Origin of the sequence: Microbacterium istanbulense (genome assembly GCF_037204145.1) — a bacterium.
GTDB classification, from domain to species: Bacteria; Actinomycetota; Actinomycetes; order Actinomycetales; family Microbacteriaceae; genus Microbacterium; species Microbacterium istanbulense.
The window spans coordinates 162,903-179,539 of sequence record NZ_JBBDGN010000006.1 but is presented as its reverse complement, the minus strand read 5'-3'; the positions used below and the strand labels follow the sequence as shown (position 1 = coordinate 179,539).

The following is a 16,637-nucleotide window of genomic DNA, read 5'->3' as shown; positions in this document are numbered from 1 at the left end:
GCCCGTTCGGTGGAGATCGTATCCCTGCGGTTGCCTCGCACCCGCAGGGATACGATGGCGGCCGTGCGGGGAGCACCGAGCTCGTGATTCTGGCGGTACGGCTCGAGTCCGTGACGGCCCGGCGTCATGACATTGCCTCCATCGCGAGGAATGCTTGGAGCGGGAGGACACCGTTGCCGAGGGCCGTGTTCTGTTGATTCGCGGTCAGCTCGTGAGCGGGATCGGTGACCCAGCCGGCGGGCAAACCCATGAGCCATTCCACGAACTCCGGCGCCGGCCTCGGTCCACGGTCCTCGTTCAGAATCGCAGGGGCGGGGGCATCTCGTCCGGTGATGTACTCCCATCGGGCGATGGCGCCGGCGTATCGCCCCCAGCGACGAAGATGGTCTCGATCAGGGCGAACAGTGTCTCCGAGTCGTTCCGCCTGGTCGGTGAGCCATCCGGCCCGTTCAGGGCGAGGTCGATCACTTGGTGGCTCAGCGCGATCGTGCCCCGACGCGCTCGCACTTGATCCAGGCTCTCGCCGCCCCGTGAGGCGTCCGACGCCAGCGGGGTGCGGAACAGTGCTGTGGGGGTGGGCGGTGATGAAGATGCGGAACCTGTGATGCGGTGCGCCGGCCAGTGACGCCGGTAGGCCGATCCATCGCGCATCTCGCCTGAGGTCGGCCAGATCGCCCAATACTGCGCCTGCTGCCCGGAGAGGTCGCTCTGGCTGGTCTCCCAGCAGCCACGATCCGGGTTCCAGGTTGCGAACGGCAGTTGCGGGGCCGCCGGTTGCATCGTGGGGGTTGCGGTCGTCATGGGTTGCGCCTTTCGTCTCGGGGCGGATTGCAGGGGCCGACAGCAGTCCGCGCACGTTCTCGATCACCACGAGCTCGGGTTGCAGTACCTCGATCGCGGTCGCCATGTGTGACCAGAGCCCCGAGCGCGTACCCGGCGCGAGGCCGGCCCCTTTGCCGACCGTGGACACGTCTTGGCACGGGAAGCCGCCGCAGAGCACGTCGACGGGCGGCACCTCGTGCCAGTCAATGATCGAGATGTCGCCGAGGTTCGGGGTGTCCGGCCAGTGGTGGGAGAACACGCGAGCGACGGGCTCGTTGATCTCGGAGAACCAGACCGTCTCGCCGCTGGTGCCGTGTTCGACGGCGAGATCGAGCCCGCCGTATCCCGAGAACAGCGAGCCGATCCGAGGGCGGCGAATCGAGGAGGCAGTGTCGTGCATGAGGGCTCCGGCAGGTCGGTGGAACCCGGCACCAGACCCCGACAGGAGCCCGATACCAGGGCGAACACCTGCCAGGTGCACGACCCCACGACCAACCGGCCCGCCAGCCGAAGACCGACCCTCAGCAGGCTGACCCGCGTCATCATCCAGAACAGAGACCGCTCCGCGCCGAACGCTGCGAGCCAGCCCGTTCTCCACCGCCTCCTGAGCGATCACACCTCTTGCAGATCGTGGTCAACTCAGGTTGACAAGGGCGGGTCGTGCTGGACGGAGTTGGCCACCTGAGTACCGAGAGCTCGCCCTCGGTAGTGGTGTGAGGGGAGAGGAGCAGGGTCATGGCGGACGGCATGGTGCTCGTGCTGGACGAGGACGAGCGCGGCGCGATCGCTCACGATCTACGCCACTACGGGCCTATCGGGAGCGGGTAGGCGTCGATCTCTGGGACGCGCACATGCTCCCTGAGCCGGGCGATCCTGACCCGCCGGGCGTCACGTCGCAGGTCGAGGCGATGGCCGACTCTCATTTCGCTGTCGCCGGGGAGTGCGAGTCCTTGGCCGCCGCGTTCGAGAGTGACGATCCGGTGCCGCTGACGCTCCCGAGCATCCGCCTGATCGAGGAGACGTTGAGCGATGCCTATACCGATGAGCTCCCGCCGGAGGTGGCGCGCACGGCGATGTTCTGCCGTATCGCGCACCGCCGACTGGATGATGCCGCTGGCTTGGATGAGGCGGTTGCAGTGAACGCGGAGCCGCAACCCCTCGCAACCGAGCGATTCGCGCTCGCTCTCGTGCGACGTCTGGACGAGGCGAACGCTGCTCTCAGCAGGCAGCTCGCGGAGTTGCGCAAGAGCCAGGACGCGCTGAACGAGCGCGTCAAGGCCCAGCAGCAGGAGATCGCGCAACTGCGTGATCAGGGCGGGAAGCGTCGGCGGCGCCCGAACCCGTTCACCTCGGCGTTCGAGCCCACCCGTGAGACTCGGCGGCGGGAGATCGAGCGAGGACGCTCGCTGTAGCCACGTCGCTTCGAGGCCGGCGTGCCCGGTGCCCGTGGTGGCTTGGTTCACCTGGTCTGCATGACGGTGTCGATGCGGTTGATGAGCGCGGGCGATGGGTACAAGTACCTGCTGCGCACGATCGCTGCCGCCGATGGTGATCGTTCGCTGTCGACGCCGTTGACGAGGTATTACGCGGAGGAGGGAACGCCTCCGGGCAACTGGATGGGATCAGCCCTGCCCGGCCTCGGGGATGGGCGGATCGGTGCCGGGGATGTGGTGTCGGAGGCGCAGTTGCAGTTGCTGATCGGGATGGGCCGTGACCCGATCACGGGCGAGCCGTTGGGGCGGGCCTTTCCGCGGTACGTGTCGGTCGCCGATCGCATCAGCAAGCGTGTGAAGGGTCTTGATCCGGGGTTGGGGATGGGTGAGCGTGCCGAGCAGATCAGCCTGATCGAGGCGGAGGAGGCCGAGCGTGGGGGCCGGCGGGCGGTCGCGGGGTTCGATTACACGTTCTCGGTGCCGAAGTCGGTGTCGGTGCTGTGGGGCGTCGTGGATGCCGGCACCCAATCCCTGATCGCGCAGGCTCATCATGACGCGGTGGCGGAGGTGGTGGGGTTCATGGAGCGGGAGGTCGCCGCGACCCGCACCGGGTACACCGCCGCCGATGGGGCGGTCGCGCAGGTCGATGTCACCGGGCTGGTCGCGACCGCGTTCGATCACTACGACAGCCGCTCTTCCGATCCGCAGCTGCACACGCATGTCGTGGTCTCCAACAAGGTGCAGACCGTGCTCGACGGCGGTTGGCGGTCGCTGGACGGGCGGCCGATGCACGCGGCGGTGGTGGCGTTGTCGGAGCATTACAACGCGGTCCTCGCGGACCGGCTCACCGGGATGCTCGGCCTGGGCTGGGAGGCGCGGGATCGGGGCCGTGACCGCAACCCGGCCTGGGAGATCGCCGGTGTCGGTGAGGAGCTGATCGAGGAGTTCTCCACCCGATCCCATGACATCGACGCCGAGACCGACCGGCTGATCGCCGCCTATGTCGCCGAGCACGGCCGCCGCCCGTCGGCGAAGACGATCGTGCGGCTGCGCGCTCAGGCGACGCTCGCGACCCGGCCGGAGAAGCAGGTGCACTCGCTGGCGGACCTCACCGCCGGGTGGCGTGACCGCGCCGCCGGGGTGCTGGGTGAGGACGCGACCGGGTGGGCGCGCCGCATCACCGCCACCCAGGCCGCCCGGCCCTTGCGGGCGGATGATGTGCCGTTGGACGTGATCGGAGAGCTCGGGCGGGCCGTGGTCGAGGTCGTCGGTGAGAAGCGGTCGACGTGGCGGCGGTGGAACCTGCATGCCGAAGCCTCACGGCAGTCGATGGGGTGGCGGTTCGCGACCGTGCGGGATCGGGAGGCGATCGTCGGGATGATCGCCGACGCCGCCGAGCAGGCCTCGCTGAGGTTGACGCCGCCGGAGCTGGCCTCGAGCCCGGTCGCGTTCCGCCGCCCCGACGGCACCAGCGTGTTCCGGCCACGGCATTCGACGGTGTTCTCCTCGACCCTGCTGCTGGAGGCCGAAGACCGCCTCCTCCATCTCGCCGGCACCCGCACCGGGCCGGTTGTGGATGTCGAGGTCGTGGAGCGGGTCGTGTCGAAGCCGGACCGGGAGGGGCGGGTGCTCGGTGCGGATCAGGCCGACGCGCTCACCAAGATCGCCGTCTCGGGTCGGGTGGTGGACGTGCTGGTCGGGCCGGCTGGGGCGGGGAAGACCACGGCGATGAACGCGTTGCGGCGGTCGTGGGAGAAGCAGCACGGCCAAGGCAGCGTGGTCGGATTGGCGCCGTCGGCGGTCGCGGCGCAGGTCCTCGGCGATGACCTCGGTATCGCCACGGAGAACACGGCGAAGTGGTGGCAGAACCACCTCACCCACGGCACCACGTTCAAGCCCGGCCAGTTGGTCATCATCGACGAAGCCTCCCTGGCGGGCACGCTGTCGGTGGATCGCATCACCGCCCTGGCCGCGCAGGCGGGGGCGAAGGTGCTGCTGGTCGGCGACTACGGACAACTCCAGTCCGTGGATGCCGGTGGGGCGTTCGGGATGCTCGTGGCCGACCGCCACGACGACGCGCCGGAGCTGGCAGAGGTGCATCGCTTCGTCCACGAGTGGGAGAAGACCGCCTCTCTTGATCTGCGGCACGGCCGCACCCGCATCATCGACACCTACCTGAACCACGACCGCATCACCGACGGGGATGGGGAGGAGATGATCGATGCCGCCTACGCCGCGTGGCGGGCCGACCGGGATGAGGGGCGGGTGTCGGTGCTGATCGCAGAGACCCGGGAGGATGTGACTGCGCTGAACGCCCGCGCCCGCGCCGACCTGATCCTCGACGGCCGCATCACCCCGACCCGCGAAGTCGCCTTGGCCGAGGGCACGCGCGCGGGGGTCGGGGACACGGTCATCACCCGCCGCAACGATCGTCGTCTGCGCACCGGCACGGGTCGGGACTGGGTGCGCAACGGCACCACCTGGCGCATCACGGATGTGCGTGAGGACGGGTCGATCACGATCCGCAAGCCCGGCCGCCGGTTCGGATCGATCGTGCTGCCCGCCGACTACGTGGCCGAACATGTCGACCTCGGGTATGCGGTCACCGCGCACCGTGCCCAGGGCATCACCGTGGACACCGCGCATGTGCTGGTCGAGCCGACGACGACGCGGGAGAACTTCTACGTCGCCATGACCCGCGGCCGCGCCTCGAACCACGCGTACGTGGTCCTCGACCGCCCCGACCCGACCCATTCCGCCCCGCACCCGTCGGACAACGAGGAAGCCACCGGCCGGAGCGTGCTGTTCGGGGTGATACAACACAGTGGCGCTGAGGTCTCGGCACACGAGACCATCACCGCCGAGCAAGACCACTGGGGTTCGATCGCGCAGCTCGCGGCGGAGTACGAGACCATCGCCGCAGCCGCCCAGCACGACCGCTGGGCCACCCTCATCCGCACCTCCGGGCTCACCGAGGAACAGGCCGAGGCCGCGCTGGGGTCGGAGGCGTTCGGGGCGCTGACCGCGGAGCTGCGGCGGGCCGAGGCCAACCACCACGACCTCGACACCCTTCTCCCGCGCCTGGTCGCCGCCCGCGGCTTCACCGACGCCGAAGACATCGCCAAAGTCATGCACTACCGCCTGGCCCGCGCCACCAGCCAGCCCGCCGGGTCAGGACGGACGAGGAAGGCCCCCAGGTTGATCGTCGGGCTCATCCCGCACGCCACCGGCCCCATGACGCCCGAGATGCGCCACGCCCTGGCCGAGCGGCGCGAGCTCATCGAGGCGCGTGCCGACGCGATCCTCGACACCGCCCTCCACGACCAGGACCCCTGGGCCACCACGCTGGGGGCATCGCCGGCGGATGAGCGCGGCGCGACCCGGTGGCGGCGCGACGCCCGCACGGTGGCCGCCTATCGTGATCGTTACGGCATCACCGACGACAGCCCGCTCGGTCAGGTGCCGGGGTCGGCGTCGCAGAAGATCGACCACGCCCGCGCCGCCGCCGCGCTGCGCCGCCTCACCCCGCAACAACGGCACCCGGAACCAGCCCAGACAGTGGCGCGCCGAACCGGGCACGACCTCAGCCTCTGACCGGCTTGCGAGCAGGCACGCGAAAGCGCTGCGCCACCCGGCCTATGGGTGGCGCAGCGCCGTCCGGTGGTGGCGGGTGTCAGGCCGGTTCTGTGGTCACTTCGTTGAGGAGGGCGGCGAGCTCGCCGCTGAGGCGGACGGCGCTCTCCAACGAGACCTCCACGCTGTGGGTGTCGTTCGCGATCGCCACCCACGTCTCGTGGCTGCCAACGCGCCGGTAGATCGCGATCGTCAACTCCTCGGCCTCGACGACATCACCGGAAACATGCCGCCACCGCGGGGCCCGCCTTTGGGCGCGGCTCGTCCTACCAGTCGGGTCGTTCATCATCGGTACTGCGCATGAGACCGAGTTCCGGTACCTACCAACCTCTGCGTTCCGTGTCAGTTGCTGGTGACTTACAAGTAGCGGCAGACCTGGTCCGGGCTGCACGTGTCGGGGTCCGGTTGCGCGGCGCCCCGCTTGAGCTTGGCGATGGTGCCGTGTAACGCGGTGAGCTGGGCGATCTGCTGCTCGATCTCGGCCAGGCGCGCGTCGAGGAGGTCGCGCACGTGCTCGCAGGGCGCGCGGCCGCCGTCGCGGATGGCGAGGATCTGGCGGATCTGGGCGAGGGTCAGGCCAGCGGCCTGGCCGCGGTGGACGAAATCGATCCGGGCGACGGCGTCGGGCGCGTAGTCCCGGTAGCCCGAAGGCGTGCGCTCGGCCGGGGGCAGCAGGCCCTGGTCCTCGTAGAATCGGAGCGTCTTCGCCGTCGTCCCGGCCGCCTCGGCGAGCTCCCCGATGCGCATAGCTGCTCTCTCTGCGTTTGGCAGGAGCGCGTTTGACCTTCCCCTGCACTGGAAGGTCCAGTATGGCTGAGAAGGAAGAGAAGTCCAAGCGTTGACAGGAGTTTGTGATGCCCACGAAGTACGACCTCGCCATCATCGGATCGGGCGGCGGAGCGTTCGCCGCGGCGATCCGCGCGACCACGCTCAGCAAATCGGTCCTGATGATCGAGCGCGGCACGCTCGGCGGCACCTGTGTGAACTCCGGGTGCGTGCCGTCGAAGACCCTCATCGCCGCCGCTGAGGCGCGACACTCCGCCGCGGACGCCACCGACAGGTTCCCGGGGATCACGACGACGACGGAGCCGGTGGACATGGCCGCTCTGATCGACGGTAAGCAGTCGCTGGTCGAGTCGCTACGCAGCGAGAAGTACGCCGATGTCGCCGACTCTTACGGGTGGGCCGTCCGACGCGGCGACGCCGCGTTCGCCGGCACCCCCGACGCGCCGGTCCTCCAGGTCGCCGGGGACGACGGGAGCACCGAGACGATCCAGGCCGAGCACTACCTGGTCGCCACCGGCTCCCGGCCATGGGCCCCGCCGATCGACGGCCTGGACGAGGCCGGGTACCTGACCTCGACCACCGCGATGGAGCTGACCGAGGTCCCTGGGTCGCTGCTAGTGCTCGGCGGCGGCTACGTCGCCCTGGAGCAGGCGCAGCTGTTCGCCCGCCTCGGCTCCCAGGTCACCGTGCTGGTCAGGTCCCGGCTCGCGTCGAAGGAGGAGCCGGAGGTGTCCAGGACGCTGCAGGAGGTCTTCGCCGACGAGGGCATCCGGGTGGTCCGCCGCGCGCTGCCGACGCGGGTGTTCCGCGATGCGACCGGGCAGGTCGTGGTGACTGCGGACGTGTCGGGCGGCGCGCAGGAGTTCCGCGCCGACCAGGTCCTGGTGGCGCTCGGACGCCGCCCGGTCACCGATGGACTCAGCCTGGACACGGTCGGGGTGCAGACCGGCGACTCCGGCGAGGTGGTCGTCTCCGACCGGATGCAGTCCTCCAACTCGCGGATCTGGGCCGCGGGCGACGTGACCGGGCATCCCGAGTTCGTCTACGTCGCCGCCCACCACGGCGCACTGGTCGCCGAGAACGCCTTCGCCGACGCCGACCGGGCCGTGAACTACGCCCGGCTGCCGAGGGTGACGTTCACCAGCCCGGCGATCGGGGCGGTCGGCATGACCGAGATGGAGATCGTCGGCGCGGGGATTCGCTGTGACTGCCGCGTCCTGCCCCTGCACCACGTGCCCCGTGCTCTGGTCAACCGCGACACCCGCGGCTTCATCAAGATCGTCGTGGACGCCGACACGAGCGAGATCCTCGGCCTGACCGCCGTCGGCAAGGACGCCGGGGAACTCGCCGCCGCAGGCGTCCACGTGCTCGGTAAGACCATCGCCGAGGTCGCCGACGCGTGGGCCCCCTACCTGACCATGGCCGAGGGCATCCGGATCGCCGCGAAAAACTTCACCACCGACCCGTCGAAGCTGTCGTGCTGCGCGTGAAGGCATAGCCTGAGCCAGCGAATGGGACGCCAGAGGATAGAGCGCAAAACGAAAATCCACTGCATCTTCTTCCCGCCTGCATGGTGCAGACCCACACTATCGAGCCGTTCCCGCCTGAGCGCCGATCTGGGGCTCACCCGCAGGGTGGAGCCCGCTACAGGCCCGGCCCGCCGGGCGGCGTCGCACCCGGAGTCGGGGTATCAAGCTGTCGGCCGGGTGCCTCCCGGTCCACCGGCCGGACCAGATCGAGGCGGGGAGCGAGCAGCGCGGTCACGTCTGCCGCGTCGGTGACGATCTCGGCCGCGCCACGCTTGATCAACTCGTGCGGACCAGCGCTCGTCACACTCGTCACCGGCCCGGGCACCGCACCGACCGGGCGGCCCAGACGCTGCGCTTCGGTCGCCACATGCAGTGACATCGACCGCGGCGACGCCTCGGGAATCACCGTCGCCCCCGACACCGCCGCCAACAAGCGGGAGCGGGCCACGAACCGTTGCCGTGAGGGTGCCGCGCCCGGCGGCACCTCACTCACCAGCAGGCCGAGGTCGCCGATGCGATCGAGCATCTCCGCGTGCCCCGACGGGTACGGGCGATCCACGCCACCGGCCAGCACCGCCACCGTGCTGCCGCCAGCCGCGAGGACGGCCTGGTGCGCGGCGCCCTCGATCCCGTACGCGCCGCCGGCGACGACCACCCGTTCCTGATTCGCCAACTCCGCGGCCAACTCCTCAGCAACAGCCGTGCCGTAGGCGGAGGCTGCTCTGGCGCCCGTAATGGTCACGCGATCCTCGACCCTGCCGCCCAGGAACGAGGTGCCACCGCGCGTCCACAGCACGTACGGGGTCCGGTCGCCCAGCTCGTTCAGACTCACCGGCCAGTGCTCATCCGCGGGGATCAGCGTGCCGATCCTGCCGTCCTGCAGCCGCGCCACCCGCCCCGGCACCTCAGGATCGATCTTCGCGGTCATCCGGTCGCGCCAGGCGATCGTGTCCGCACGGTTCATGCCCGGCACCCCGGCCCGGTCATCCTCGATCAGGCGCAGCGTCTCCACGCCACCGACCTGGCGCAGAATCCGCCCGGTCACCGGATCGCCCGGCTCGGCGATCATCGACAGCACCATCCGCGCCTGCCGCTCACCCGCCACCTGCTCCACAAGCCTCGCCATGACCCTGCTCCCTCTCGTCGGACTCGCCGACAAGGTGCACCTGTCCTTGTCAGCAACGGGCCGGATCGAGGGGTTCCGTCTGTCGTAGGTCCGGCGTAAAGTAAAAGCAGAGGCAGGTTCTCAACTCTGCGGGTCCTTCAGGACAGTCCACTCCTACACGTACTGCCTCACTCGATAGTTACGTGTCTGGGAGGCCCGCCATGCTTCGTCTCATCTGGATCGCCAGCATCCACATCAGCCACTTCATGCGACGGTGGATGATCACCAACCGCGTGATCGACAGGGTCCGCACCCGCGAAGGCCTCAAATGGGGCGTACCGGCGATGCTGCTCGCGATCCCGTACCTCTACCTCGCCAGCCTGCTGGCCGTCATCGTCCGAGACGGCGGCCCCGGCTGGCTCAACATCTTCATCCTCATCAGCATGTGGTCGGCATTGAAGACGCTCTGGATCGGCCCCATCAGCCTCATCCTGCTCGCCCGCGTCCGCATCCACGAACACGCCCAAAGCCGCGCCGAGCGCCGCCAGGCCAAGGAAGAACAGACGGAGCCCTTTGCGCCGGCTCCGATGATGGTCGGAGGCGCATCATGACCAAGGCCGTCATCTACCTGCGCAGCGCGACCGCGAACCAGGAACAGACAGATCGACAAGAAGCCAGCTGTCGTTCTTACCTCCGCGAGCGCGGGCTGCGGGCGAGCCGCACCTTCCGCGACGACGGCCATCCCGGCCCAGCACTTGCGCAACTGCTCGACGCGGCCGCCAACGGGGAGGTCACCGACGTCGCCATCGCCGGCCTGGATCGTCTCGGCCGCCGATTCACGGAGAACCTCGACAACGTCACCGCCCTCGAACTAGCAGGCGTCACCATCCACACAGCAGCCGGCATCATCGCCGGCCCCATCAGCGACAGCTGCGTTCGCTCCATGCTGTACAAGATCGCGCTTGCCGAAGCAGAACTGGTCACCGACGACGACACCAGGACACCTCGCCGCGCATAGAACCAGAACGTCAGACACAACGGAGCCTGCCTCATAACGAGGCAGGCTCCGTCTCTTGTCCACGGCTCAGGCGGGCACTTTCCGGCGCCGCCCGGACCGCCGGATCGTCACGCCCTGCATGACCAGCGCACGACGGACAGTCTGCTCGCTCACCCCGAACCGCAATCCGACTTCCAACAGGGTGGCACCACCCTCGTAGAGATCGACGGCCTCGGCACGATCCTCCTCAGCTAGACCCTTGCCCCGAAGCGGCACTGAGCGACGCACCAGATGAGCGGCCGCCGTGCGCTTGTGAATCCCGAACCGCTCCGCGAGTTTCACCAGCGTCCATCCCTGCTGATACAGATCAATGAGCTCATCAACCTGCTCCGGCTTCAAGAAGGTTTGAGCCATCCCAACCGAACGGACCAACCGACCCCGCGAGTCGACAACCGGAGGCTCGACCGGCCGCTTAGACTTCTCGTACGAGCCCCGCGACCAGCGAGAAGCCACGGTCTTCAACGCCTGGCCAATGTTCTCAAACTCCCTACGGAGGCCCACCAAGAGAATCCCGCGAGTGATTGCGGGATTTCTTCGTTTCCGGCACCCGGAGGACTTCCGGCGCCGCCGCTGATTTTTCACGGCCATCTGTCTACGCGTGTCGCGACGCACGAGTAGTCTCGGCTCATGACGGACCGGAACGATCAGACCACCACGCCGACCGAGGCCCCACTGCTGCACGCAGTCGAGGCAGACCTCGTCGAAAGCATGGGGGCGGAAGCCGAAGAACTCACCACCGCGGGCGAGCAGCCGGCCTGGCGTGACGGCTACCCCTACGACAAGAAGATCAGCCGCAAAGAGTACGAGCGGCAGAAGCGCGCTCTGCAGATCGAGCTGCTCAAGATGCAGGCGTGGGTGAAGGCCGAAGACGTCAAGATCGCCATCCTGTTCGAGGGCCGCGATGCCGCAGGCAAGGGTGGCGCGATCAAGCGGTTCATGGAGCACCTCAACCCGCGCGGTGCGACCATCGTCGCCCTCCCGGTCCCCTCCGAGCGCGAACGCTCGCAGTGGTACTTCCAGCGGTACGTGAGCCACCTCCCGGCCGGCGGCGAGATCGCCTTCTTCGACCGTTCCTGGTACAACCGCGCCGGCGTCGAACGGGTCATGGGCTACTGCACCCCCGAGCAATACCTGGAGTTCATGCGCTCGGCGCCCGAGTTCGAACGGATGCTCGTCGACAGTGGCATCCACCTCATCAAGTTCTGGTTCTCGGTGTCGGAGCGCGAACAGGCCGCACGCTTCGCCTCGCGCAGCGACGACCCGGTCAAGCAGTGGAAGCTCTCCCCCACCGATCTCGCCAGCCGCGACAAGTGGGACGCCTACACCGAGGCGAAGGAGGCGATGTTCTTCTACACCGACACCCACCACGCGCCGTGGACGGTGATCAAGTCGAACGACAAGAAGCGCGCACGGCTCGAGGCGATGCGCTACGTGCTGAGCCGATTCGACTACCCGAACAAGGACGAAAGCGTCGTCGGCAAGCCCGATCGGCAGATCGTCGGCAAGGGCAAGCGCATCCGCGAAGTCGGCGAGCACGGCGCCGGGTTCTTCCCGCGCCTCTGAGCGCCGACGCCTCAGGGAAGGCGGTCGAAGGCATCCTGAATCGCCACGGCCGCCGCTCCCCGCGCCCAGGCGGGGAATCCGCTGTCGTCGACGTGCAGCCGCACCTCTGACGCCCGCGCGTCGCGGCCCTGTTTCACGGCATCCCGCACGACCTGCTCCGCGACCGCGAACAGCCGCATCCCCTCCCCGCCCAGCACCACGTCCGAGTACAGGGTGAGATTGGCGGCGAGGGCGATGAAACGTCCGAGTGCGCGGGCGCTGGCATCGACGATCGCCGCGGCCGCCGGGTCACCGGCTGCCGCGAGGTCGAGCACCTCGTCGTAGCTGACGGGCCGCTGCAGCACGGTCTGCGCCTGCGCCACGATCGACCCCGAGGTGAGCATCGCCTGCGAGCACCCCCGGTGGCCCTCCTGACACAGGGGTCCGTGCGGATCGAGCGGGATGTGACCGCCGAGTCCGACGCCGGCATCCGGTGTACGCACGACCTCACCGCCCGCAACGAGTCCGTACCCCACGCCGGCACCGATCGTGATCACCGCGAAACCGTCCAGCCCGCGTCCGACGCCGAACCACCGCTCGGCCTCAGCGAGAGCCACCAGGTCGTTCGCCACGCGCGTCGGCACGCCGGCGGCCTGTGCCACGAGCGCTCCGAGCGGAACCCCCTCCCACTCCAGGAAGGGCGCCCAGGCGACCTGGTCGCCGTCGGTGATGCCGCCGAGGCTGATGCCGATGCCGGTCGGCGCCTGAGCCTGGTCCGCCAGCAGGGCGGACACGTCGACGATCGCCTGCACCACACTCTGCGGCCGGTGGTCTGGCAGTGGCACGACGGCTTCACCGAGCACCCGTGCGTGCACGTCGGTGAGCGCTGCGTAGGCCTCACCGCCGGTCAGCTTGACTCCGAGGAAGGGGCCCATGGCATCCGACACATCCAACGGACGCGACGGACGCCCCACCCCTTCGGCGACCTCATCGAGTTCGACGAAGAGACCACGGTCGAGGAAGGGCTTGGTCAAGCGCGTGAGGCTTGCCGGCGACATGCCCATCCGCACGGCCAGGGCAGCCCGCGAGATCGGGCCGTGGATGAGAACCGTGCGCGCAAGAGCGGACTCGGTATCGGTCGACATGGACCACCTCCATTGCTTTCATCATGACACGAACAGGTCGCGATCTCGGCGAAAGAGAAACCATTGACGACTTATTTACTTTCGTGCTAAAACTAATTCATGCCTTCCATCGATGTGAGTCACTCCGGGTCGAGCACCGCCACCACGGACGTGCTGCACCTTCGTCGCGGCGGGACCAGCGTCGTCCTTGCCCTCACCTCTCCCCCGTCGATCGTGCACTGGGGCGAAGATCTCGGAGACGCCGACGCGGTGACGCTGCACGGCCTCGCCACGGCGGCGATTCCGCAGCGCGTCTCCGGCGGCCAGGACGTCACGCCGGTTCTCAGCATCCTGCCCACTCCGGCACACGGCTGGCTGGGCACCCCCGGCGTGGAAGGACACCGCGGCGACGGCGGCATCAGCGCCCGCTGGACGCTGACGAATGTGGATGCGGGCACCGCACACGCCCGCATCCTGCTCGCCGACGACGAGGCGGGCCTCGCCGCCACGGTTGAGCTCGAAATCGGTGCGAGCGGGCTGTTCCAGCAGCGCATCACCCTGCGCAACAGTGGCCGCGAGACCTACACCGTCCAGCGACTCGCCCCGACGTTCCCCCTCCCCTGGGACGCCACCGAGCTCCTCGACACAACCGGACGCCACCTGCGCGAGCGTGCGCCGCAGAGACACTCGCTTCCCTTCGGCACCTACCTGCGCGAAAGCAGGCGCGGGCGCCCCGGCGCCGATGCCACACTGCTGCTCACCGCCGGGCGCCCGGGGTTCGGCTTCGAAAGCGGCCGCGCGCACGCCATCCACGTGGCATGGAGCGGCAACCACACCCTTCTCGCCGAGCGCGTGCCCACCGGGGAAGCCTTCCTCGCCGGCGGCGAGCTGTACGCCCCGGGCGAGATCAGCCTCGCGCCCGGTGGGTCGATCACGACCCCGTGGGTCATCGGATCCTGGGGCGACGGGCTCAACGAGCTCTCTTGGCGCTTCCACGAGGCGCTGCGCGCCCGTCCGCAGCACCCGTCACGCCCGCGGCCGATCACCCTGAACACCTGGGAGGCGGTCTACTTCGACCACCGGATCGAGCGGCTCACCGCACTGGCAGATGCCGCAGCCGCCGTCGGCGTCGAACGTTTCGTGCTCGACGACGGCTGGTTCCACGGACGGCGCGATGACACGGCGGGCCTGGGCGACTGGACCGTCGACACCGGCGTCTACCCACGCGGCCTGCACCCGCTCGTCCACCACGTGCGCGGTCTTGGCATGGAGTTCGGACTCTGGGTCGAACCCGAAATGGTCAACCCCGACAGCGACCTCGCCCGGGAGCATCCGGAGTGGCTGCTGCGAGCACGCCTGAATCTGCCCCCGTCGGCCCGCCAGCAGCAGGTGCTCGATCTCGCCCACCCCGACGCTTACGCGCACATCGCCACCCGGCTGCATGCCCTGCTCGACGAGTACCCGATCGCGTACCTCAAGTGGGATCACAACCGTGACCTCGTCGAGGCCGGATCCGGTCCCGGCGGCGGCTCGCATGTGCACGCCCACACCCTGGCGCTGTACCGGCTGCTCGATGAGCTCAAGGCGCAGCATCCTGGCTTGGAGATCGAGAGTTGCGCGTCGGGTGGAGCCCGGGTCGATCTCGGCATCCTCGACCGCACGGATCGCATCTGGACCAGCGACTGCCTCGACCCGCTGGAGCGGCTCGACATCCAGCGCTACACCGGCCTGATCGTGCCTCCCGAGATGATGGGCGCGCACCTGACGAGCCAGACCGTCCACTCCACCGCACGGGTCACCGACCCCGATCTCAGCGCCGCGGTCGCCGTGCTCAGTCACTTCGGCATCGAACGGGATCTCACCACGGTGGATGACGCCGAGCGTGAGCGGATCGCCGCCTGGGTCGCCTTCGCCAAGCGGGTGCGGCCGCTCGTCGCACACGGACGCGTGGTGCACGTCGACGGCGTCGAGCCGGGCATCGACGTGCGCGGTGTGGTCGCGGCGGATGCGGCATCCGCCGTCTTCACCATCACCCAGGCAGCGACCTCCGCGGCGTACCCCGCCGGGCGTGTGCGCATGCCGTACCTCGACCCCGACCGGCGCTACCGCGTGCGTCTGGCCACCCCGGCCGGAGAACGCGCCGACGCCGGACAATCGGCCCTCACCTGGGCACAGGACGGCGTCACCCTCACCGGCCGGCAGCTGTCCGTCGTCGGCGTCCGCCCGCCCGTCCAGTACCCCGGCCACGCCGTCGTCGTGGAACTGACCGCGCAGGACTGAACAGACCCCGAGCCTCGGCTCGCCCAGCGCAAGGAGGCGCATTCATGAGACCTGACCGTCCGATCCGCGGCACCATCGCCGTGCTCACCGCGACGACGCTCGTCGCCCTCGCCGGGTGTGCATCCGGCGACGGGGATGACCGCACGACGTTGAACTTCTTCCAGTTCAAGGGCGAGGCGCGCGAGGACTTCGAGCAGATCATCGCGGACTTCGAGGCCGAGAACCCCGACATCGACGTCGTCCAGAACCAGGTCGCCGATGCCGACACGATCATCCGCACCCTGCTGGTGAAAGACAAGGCGCCCGATGTCATCACCCTCAACGGCAACGGCAACTTCGGGCGCCTGGCACAGGCGGGCGTCTTCTACGACTTCTCCGATGAGCCCGTCTTGACGACGATCAACCCCGCCGTGCAGGACATCCTCGCCGACCTCGGCAACAAGGAGGGCGAGGTCAACAGCCTCGGGTATGTCAACAACGCCAACGGCATCATCTACAACGCCGATATCTTCGAGGAACAGGGCATCGCGGTGCCCGAGACGTGGGATGAGCTGATCGCCGTCTGCGAGCAGTTGCAGGATGCCGGGATCCAGCCGATCTACGCCACCCTCGCCGACTCCTGGACGTCGGTGCCCTCATTCAACGGTCTGGGCGCATACGCCGTGCAGGACGGCTTCTTCGACGAGATGCGGGCGGAGGGCGAGAACGTGGGCGCCGACTCGGCCGCCTCCTTCGAGAAGGACTTCGCCGAGCCGCTGAACCGTGAACTCGAGCTCTACGCGTATGCGCAGGAGGGGTACCGCGGGGCCACCTACGACGATGGCAACGCCGCGTTCGCCCGTGGTGAGGCCGCGATGCTGCTCCAGGGCATCTGGGCCGTCAACGGCATCAAGCAGGTGAACCCCGACATCAATGCGGCGATCTTCCCGTACCCGGCAGATGCCGCCGATGACAGTCTCATCGTCTCGGGTGTCGACGTCACGGTCACCATGGGCCGTGACACCCCGCACCGCGAGGAGGCGCTGCGATTCATCGAGTACCTCTTCCGCCCCGACGTGCAGGAGCGGTTCGCTGCCTCGCAGAACATGATCCCCTCGGTCACCGACGCCGCACTCAGCGATGATCTTGCCCTGCAGTCGGTGAAGCCGTATTTCGACTCCGGGCGGATCACCGGATTCCTCGACCATCAGATTCCCCCTGGCATCCCGCTCGCCGAATTCGTCCAAGAGGCCATCTTCACGGGCGACGCGGATGCCACACTCACCACGCTCGACAACGAGTGGCGCAAGATCGCCGCCCGCACCATCCCCGTGACGGAGGACTGAC

14 protein-coding genes are annotated in these 16,637 nt (G+C 68.7%); 8 read left to right on the top strand and 6 right to left on the bottom strand.

The genetic code is table 11. The features are described 5' to 3' along the window. Positions 1-124 precede the first annotated feature (124 nt). The gene (locus WDU93_RS08320; RefSeq protein WP_293786559.1) at positions 125-1,222 is read right to left on the bottom strand and encodes a DNA cytosine methyltransferase; all 1,098 of its coding nucleotides are present in this window, start codon (positions 1,220-1,222) and stop codon (positions 125-127) included. Positions 1,223-1,673: 451 nt separating this feature from the next. On the opposite strand from WDU93_RS08320, the gene WDU93_RS08315 reads away from it, so the two are divergent. Further along, positions 1,674-2,234, top strand: coding sequence for a hypothetical protein (locus WDU93_RS08315; RefSeq protein WP_337319460.1), 561 nt, complete (start codon positions 1,674-1,676; stop codon positions 2,232-2,234). A gap of 60 nt (positions 2,235-2,294) precedes the next feature. Next, positions 2,295-5,849 (top strand): MobF family relaxase, encoded by a 3,555-nt coding sequence (gene mobF, locus WDU93_RS08310; protein ID WP_337319457.1) that lies wholly within the window; start codon positions 2,295-2,297, stop codon positions 5,847-5,849. A gap of 79 nt (positions 5,850-5,928) precedes the next feature. Here the strand turns inward: mobF and WDU93_RS08305 are convergent, their stop codons facing one another. Further along, entirely contained in the window at positions 5,929-6,084 is a 156-nt protein-coding gene (locus tag WDU93_RS08305) for a hypothetical protein (protein WP_337319455.1), read from the bottom strand. A gap of 161 nt (positions 6,085-6,245) precedes the next feature. Further along, positions 6,246-6,635 carry a heavy metal-responsive transcriptional regulator gene (locus tag WDU93_RS08300; protein WP_293787169.1) on the bottom strand — a complete coding sequence of 130 codons (390 nt, stop codon included), beginning with the start codon at positions 6,633-6,635 and terminating at the stop codon, positions 6,246-6,248. A 107-nt stretch (positions 6,636-6,742) separates the two neighbouring features. Here WDU93_RS08300 and merA point away from each other — a divergent pair, with 107 nt between their 5' ends. Next, positions 6,743-8,164 (top strand): mercury(II) reductase, encoded by a 1,422-nt coding sequence (merA, locus tag WDU93_RS08295; protein ID WP_337319451.1) that lies wholly within the window; start codon positions 6,743-6,745, stop codon positions 8,162-8,164. A 154-nt stretch (positions 8,165-8,318) separates the two neighbouring features. On the opposite strand, the gene WDU93_RS08290 is transcribed toward merA, so the two are convergent. Next, on the bottom strand, positions 8,319-9,329 hold the full coding sequence (locus WDU93_RS08290) for a DNA-processing protein DprA (protein WP_293783080.1): 1,011 nt from the start codon (positions 9,327-9,329) through the stop codon (positions 8,319-8,321). 200 nt (positions 9,330-9,529) lie between these two features. Between WDU93_RS08290 and WDU93_RS08285 the strand changes: the two genes are divergently transcribed. Both WDU93_RS08285 and WDU93_RS08280 read left to right on the top strand, forming a co-directional pair. Continuing rightward, a complete protein-coding gene (locus tag WDU93_RS08285) occupies positions 9,530-9,919 on the top strand; it encodes a sulfate permease (RefSeq protein WP_337319448.1) in 390 nt (129 codons plus the stop codon). Beyond that, on the top strand, positions 9,916-10,326 hold the full coding sequence (locus tag WDU93_RS08280; protein ID WP_293783086.1) for a recombinase family protein: 411 nt from the start codon (positions 9,916-9,918) through the stop codon (positions 10,324-10,326). Before WDU93_RS08285 ends, WDU93_RS08280 begins: the two co-directional genes overlap by 4 nt. Positions 10,327-10,392: 66 nt before the next feature. Here the strand turns inward: WDU93_RS08280 and WDU93_RS08275 are convergent, their stop codons facing one another. Further along, a complete protein-coding gene (locus WDU93_RS08275) occupies positions 10,393-10,704 on the bottom strand; it encodes a helix-turn-helix domain-containing protein (RefSeq protein WP_337319444.1) in 312 nt (103 codons plus the stop codon). A 288-nt stretch (positions 10,705-10,992) separates the two neighbouring features. On the opposite strand from WDU93_RS08275, the gene ppk2 reads away from it, so the two are divergent. Then, the gene (ppk2, locus tag WDU93_RS08270; protein WP_337319443.1) at positions 10,993-11,928 is read left to right on the top strand and encodes a polyphosphate kinase 2; all 936 of its coding nucleotides are present in this window, start codon (positions 10,993-10,995) and stop codon (positions 11,926-11,928) included. Positions 11,929-11,939: 11 nt separating this feature from the next. On the opposite strand, the gene WDU93_RS08265 is transcribed toward ppk2, so the two are convergent. Beyond that, positions 11,940-13,052, bottom strand: a complete 1,113-nt coding sequence (locus WDU93_RS08265) for an ROK family transcriptional regulator (protein WP_337319441.1) — start codon at positions 13,050-13,052, stop codon at positions 11,940-11,942. Positions 13,053-13,151: 99 nt separating this feature from the next. Between WDU93_RS08265 and WDU93_RS08260 the strand changes: the two genes are divergently transcribed. Together WDU93_RS08260 and WDU93_RS08255 are read left to right on the top strand one after the other, a co-directional pair. Next, positions 13,152-15,311 carry an alpha-galactosidase gene (locus WDU93_RS08260; RefSeq protein WP_337319439.1) on the top strand — a complete coding sequence of 720 codons (2,160 nt, stop codon included), beginning with the start codon at positions 13,152-13,154 and terminating at the stop codon, positions 15,309-15,311. Positions 15,312-15,355: 44 nt separating this feature from the next. Continuing rightward, the gene (locus tag WDU93_RS08255) at positions 15,356-16,636 is read left to right on the top strand and encodes an ABC transporter substrate-binding protein (protein WP_337319437.1); all 1,281 of its coding nucleotides are present in this window, start codon (positions 15,356-15,358) and stop codon (positions 16,634-16,636) included. The last annotated feature ends 1 nt before the right edge of the window (position 16,637 follow it).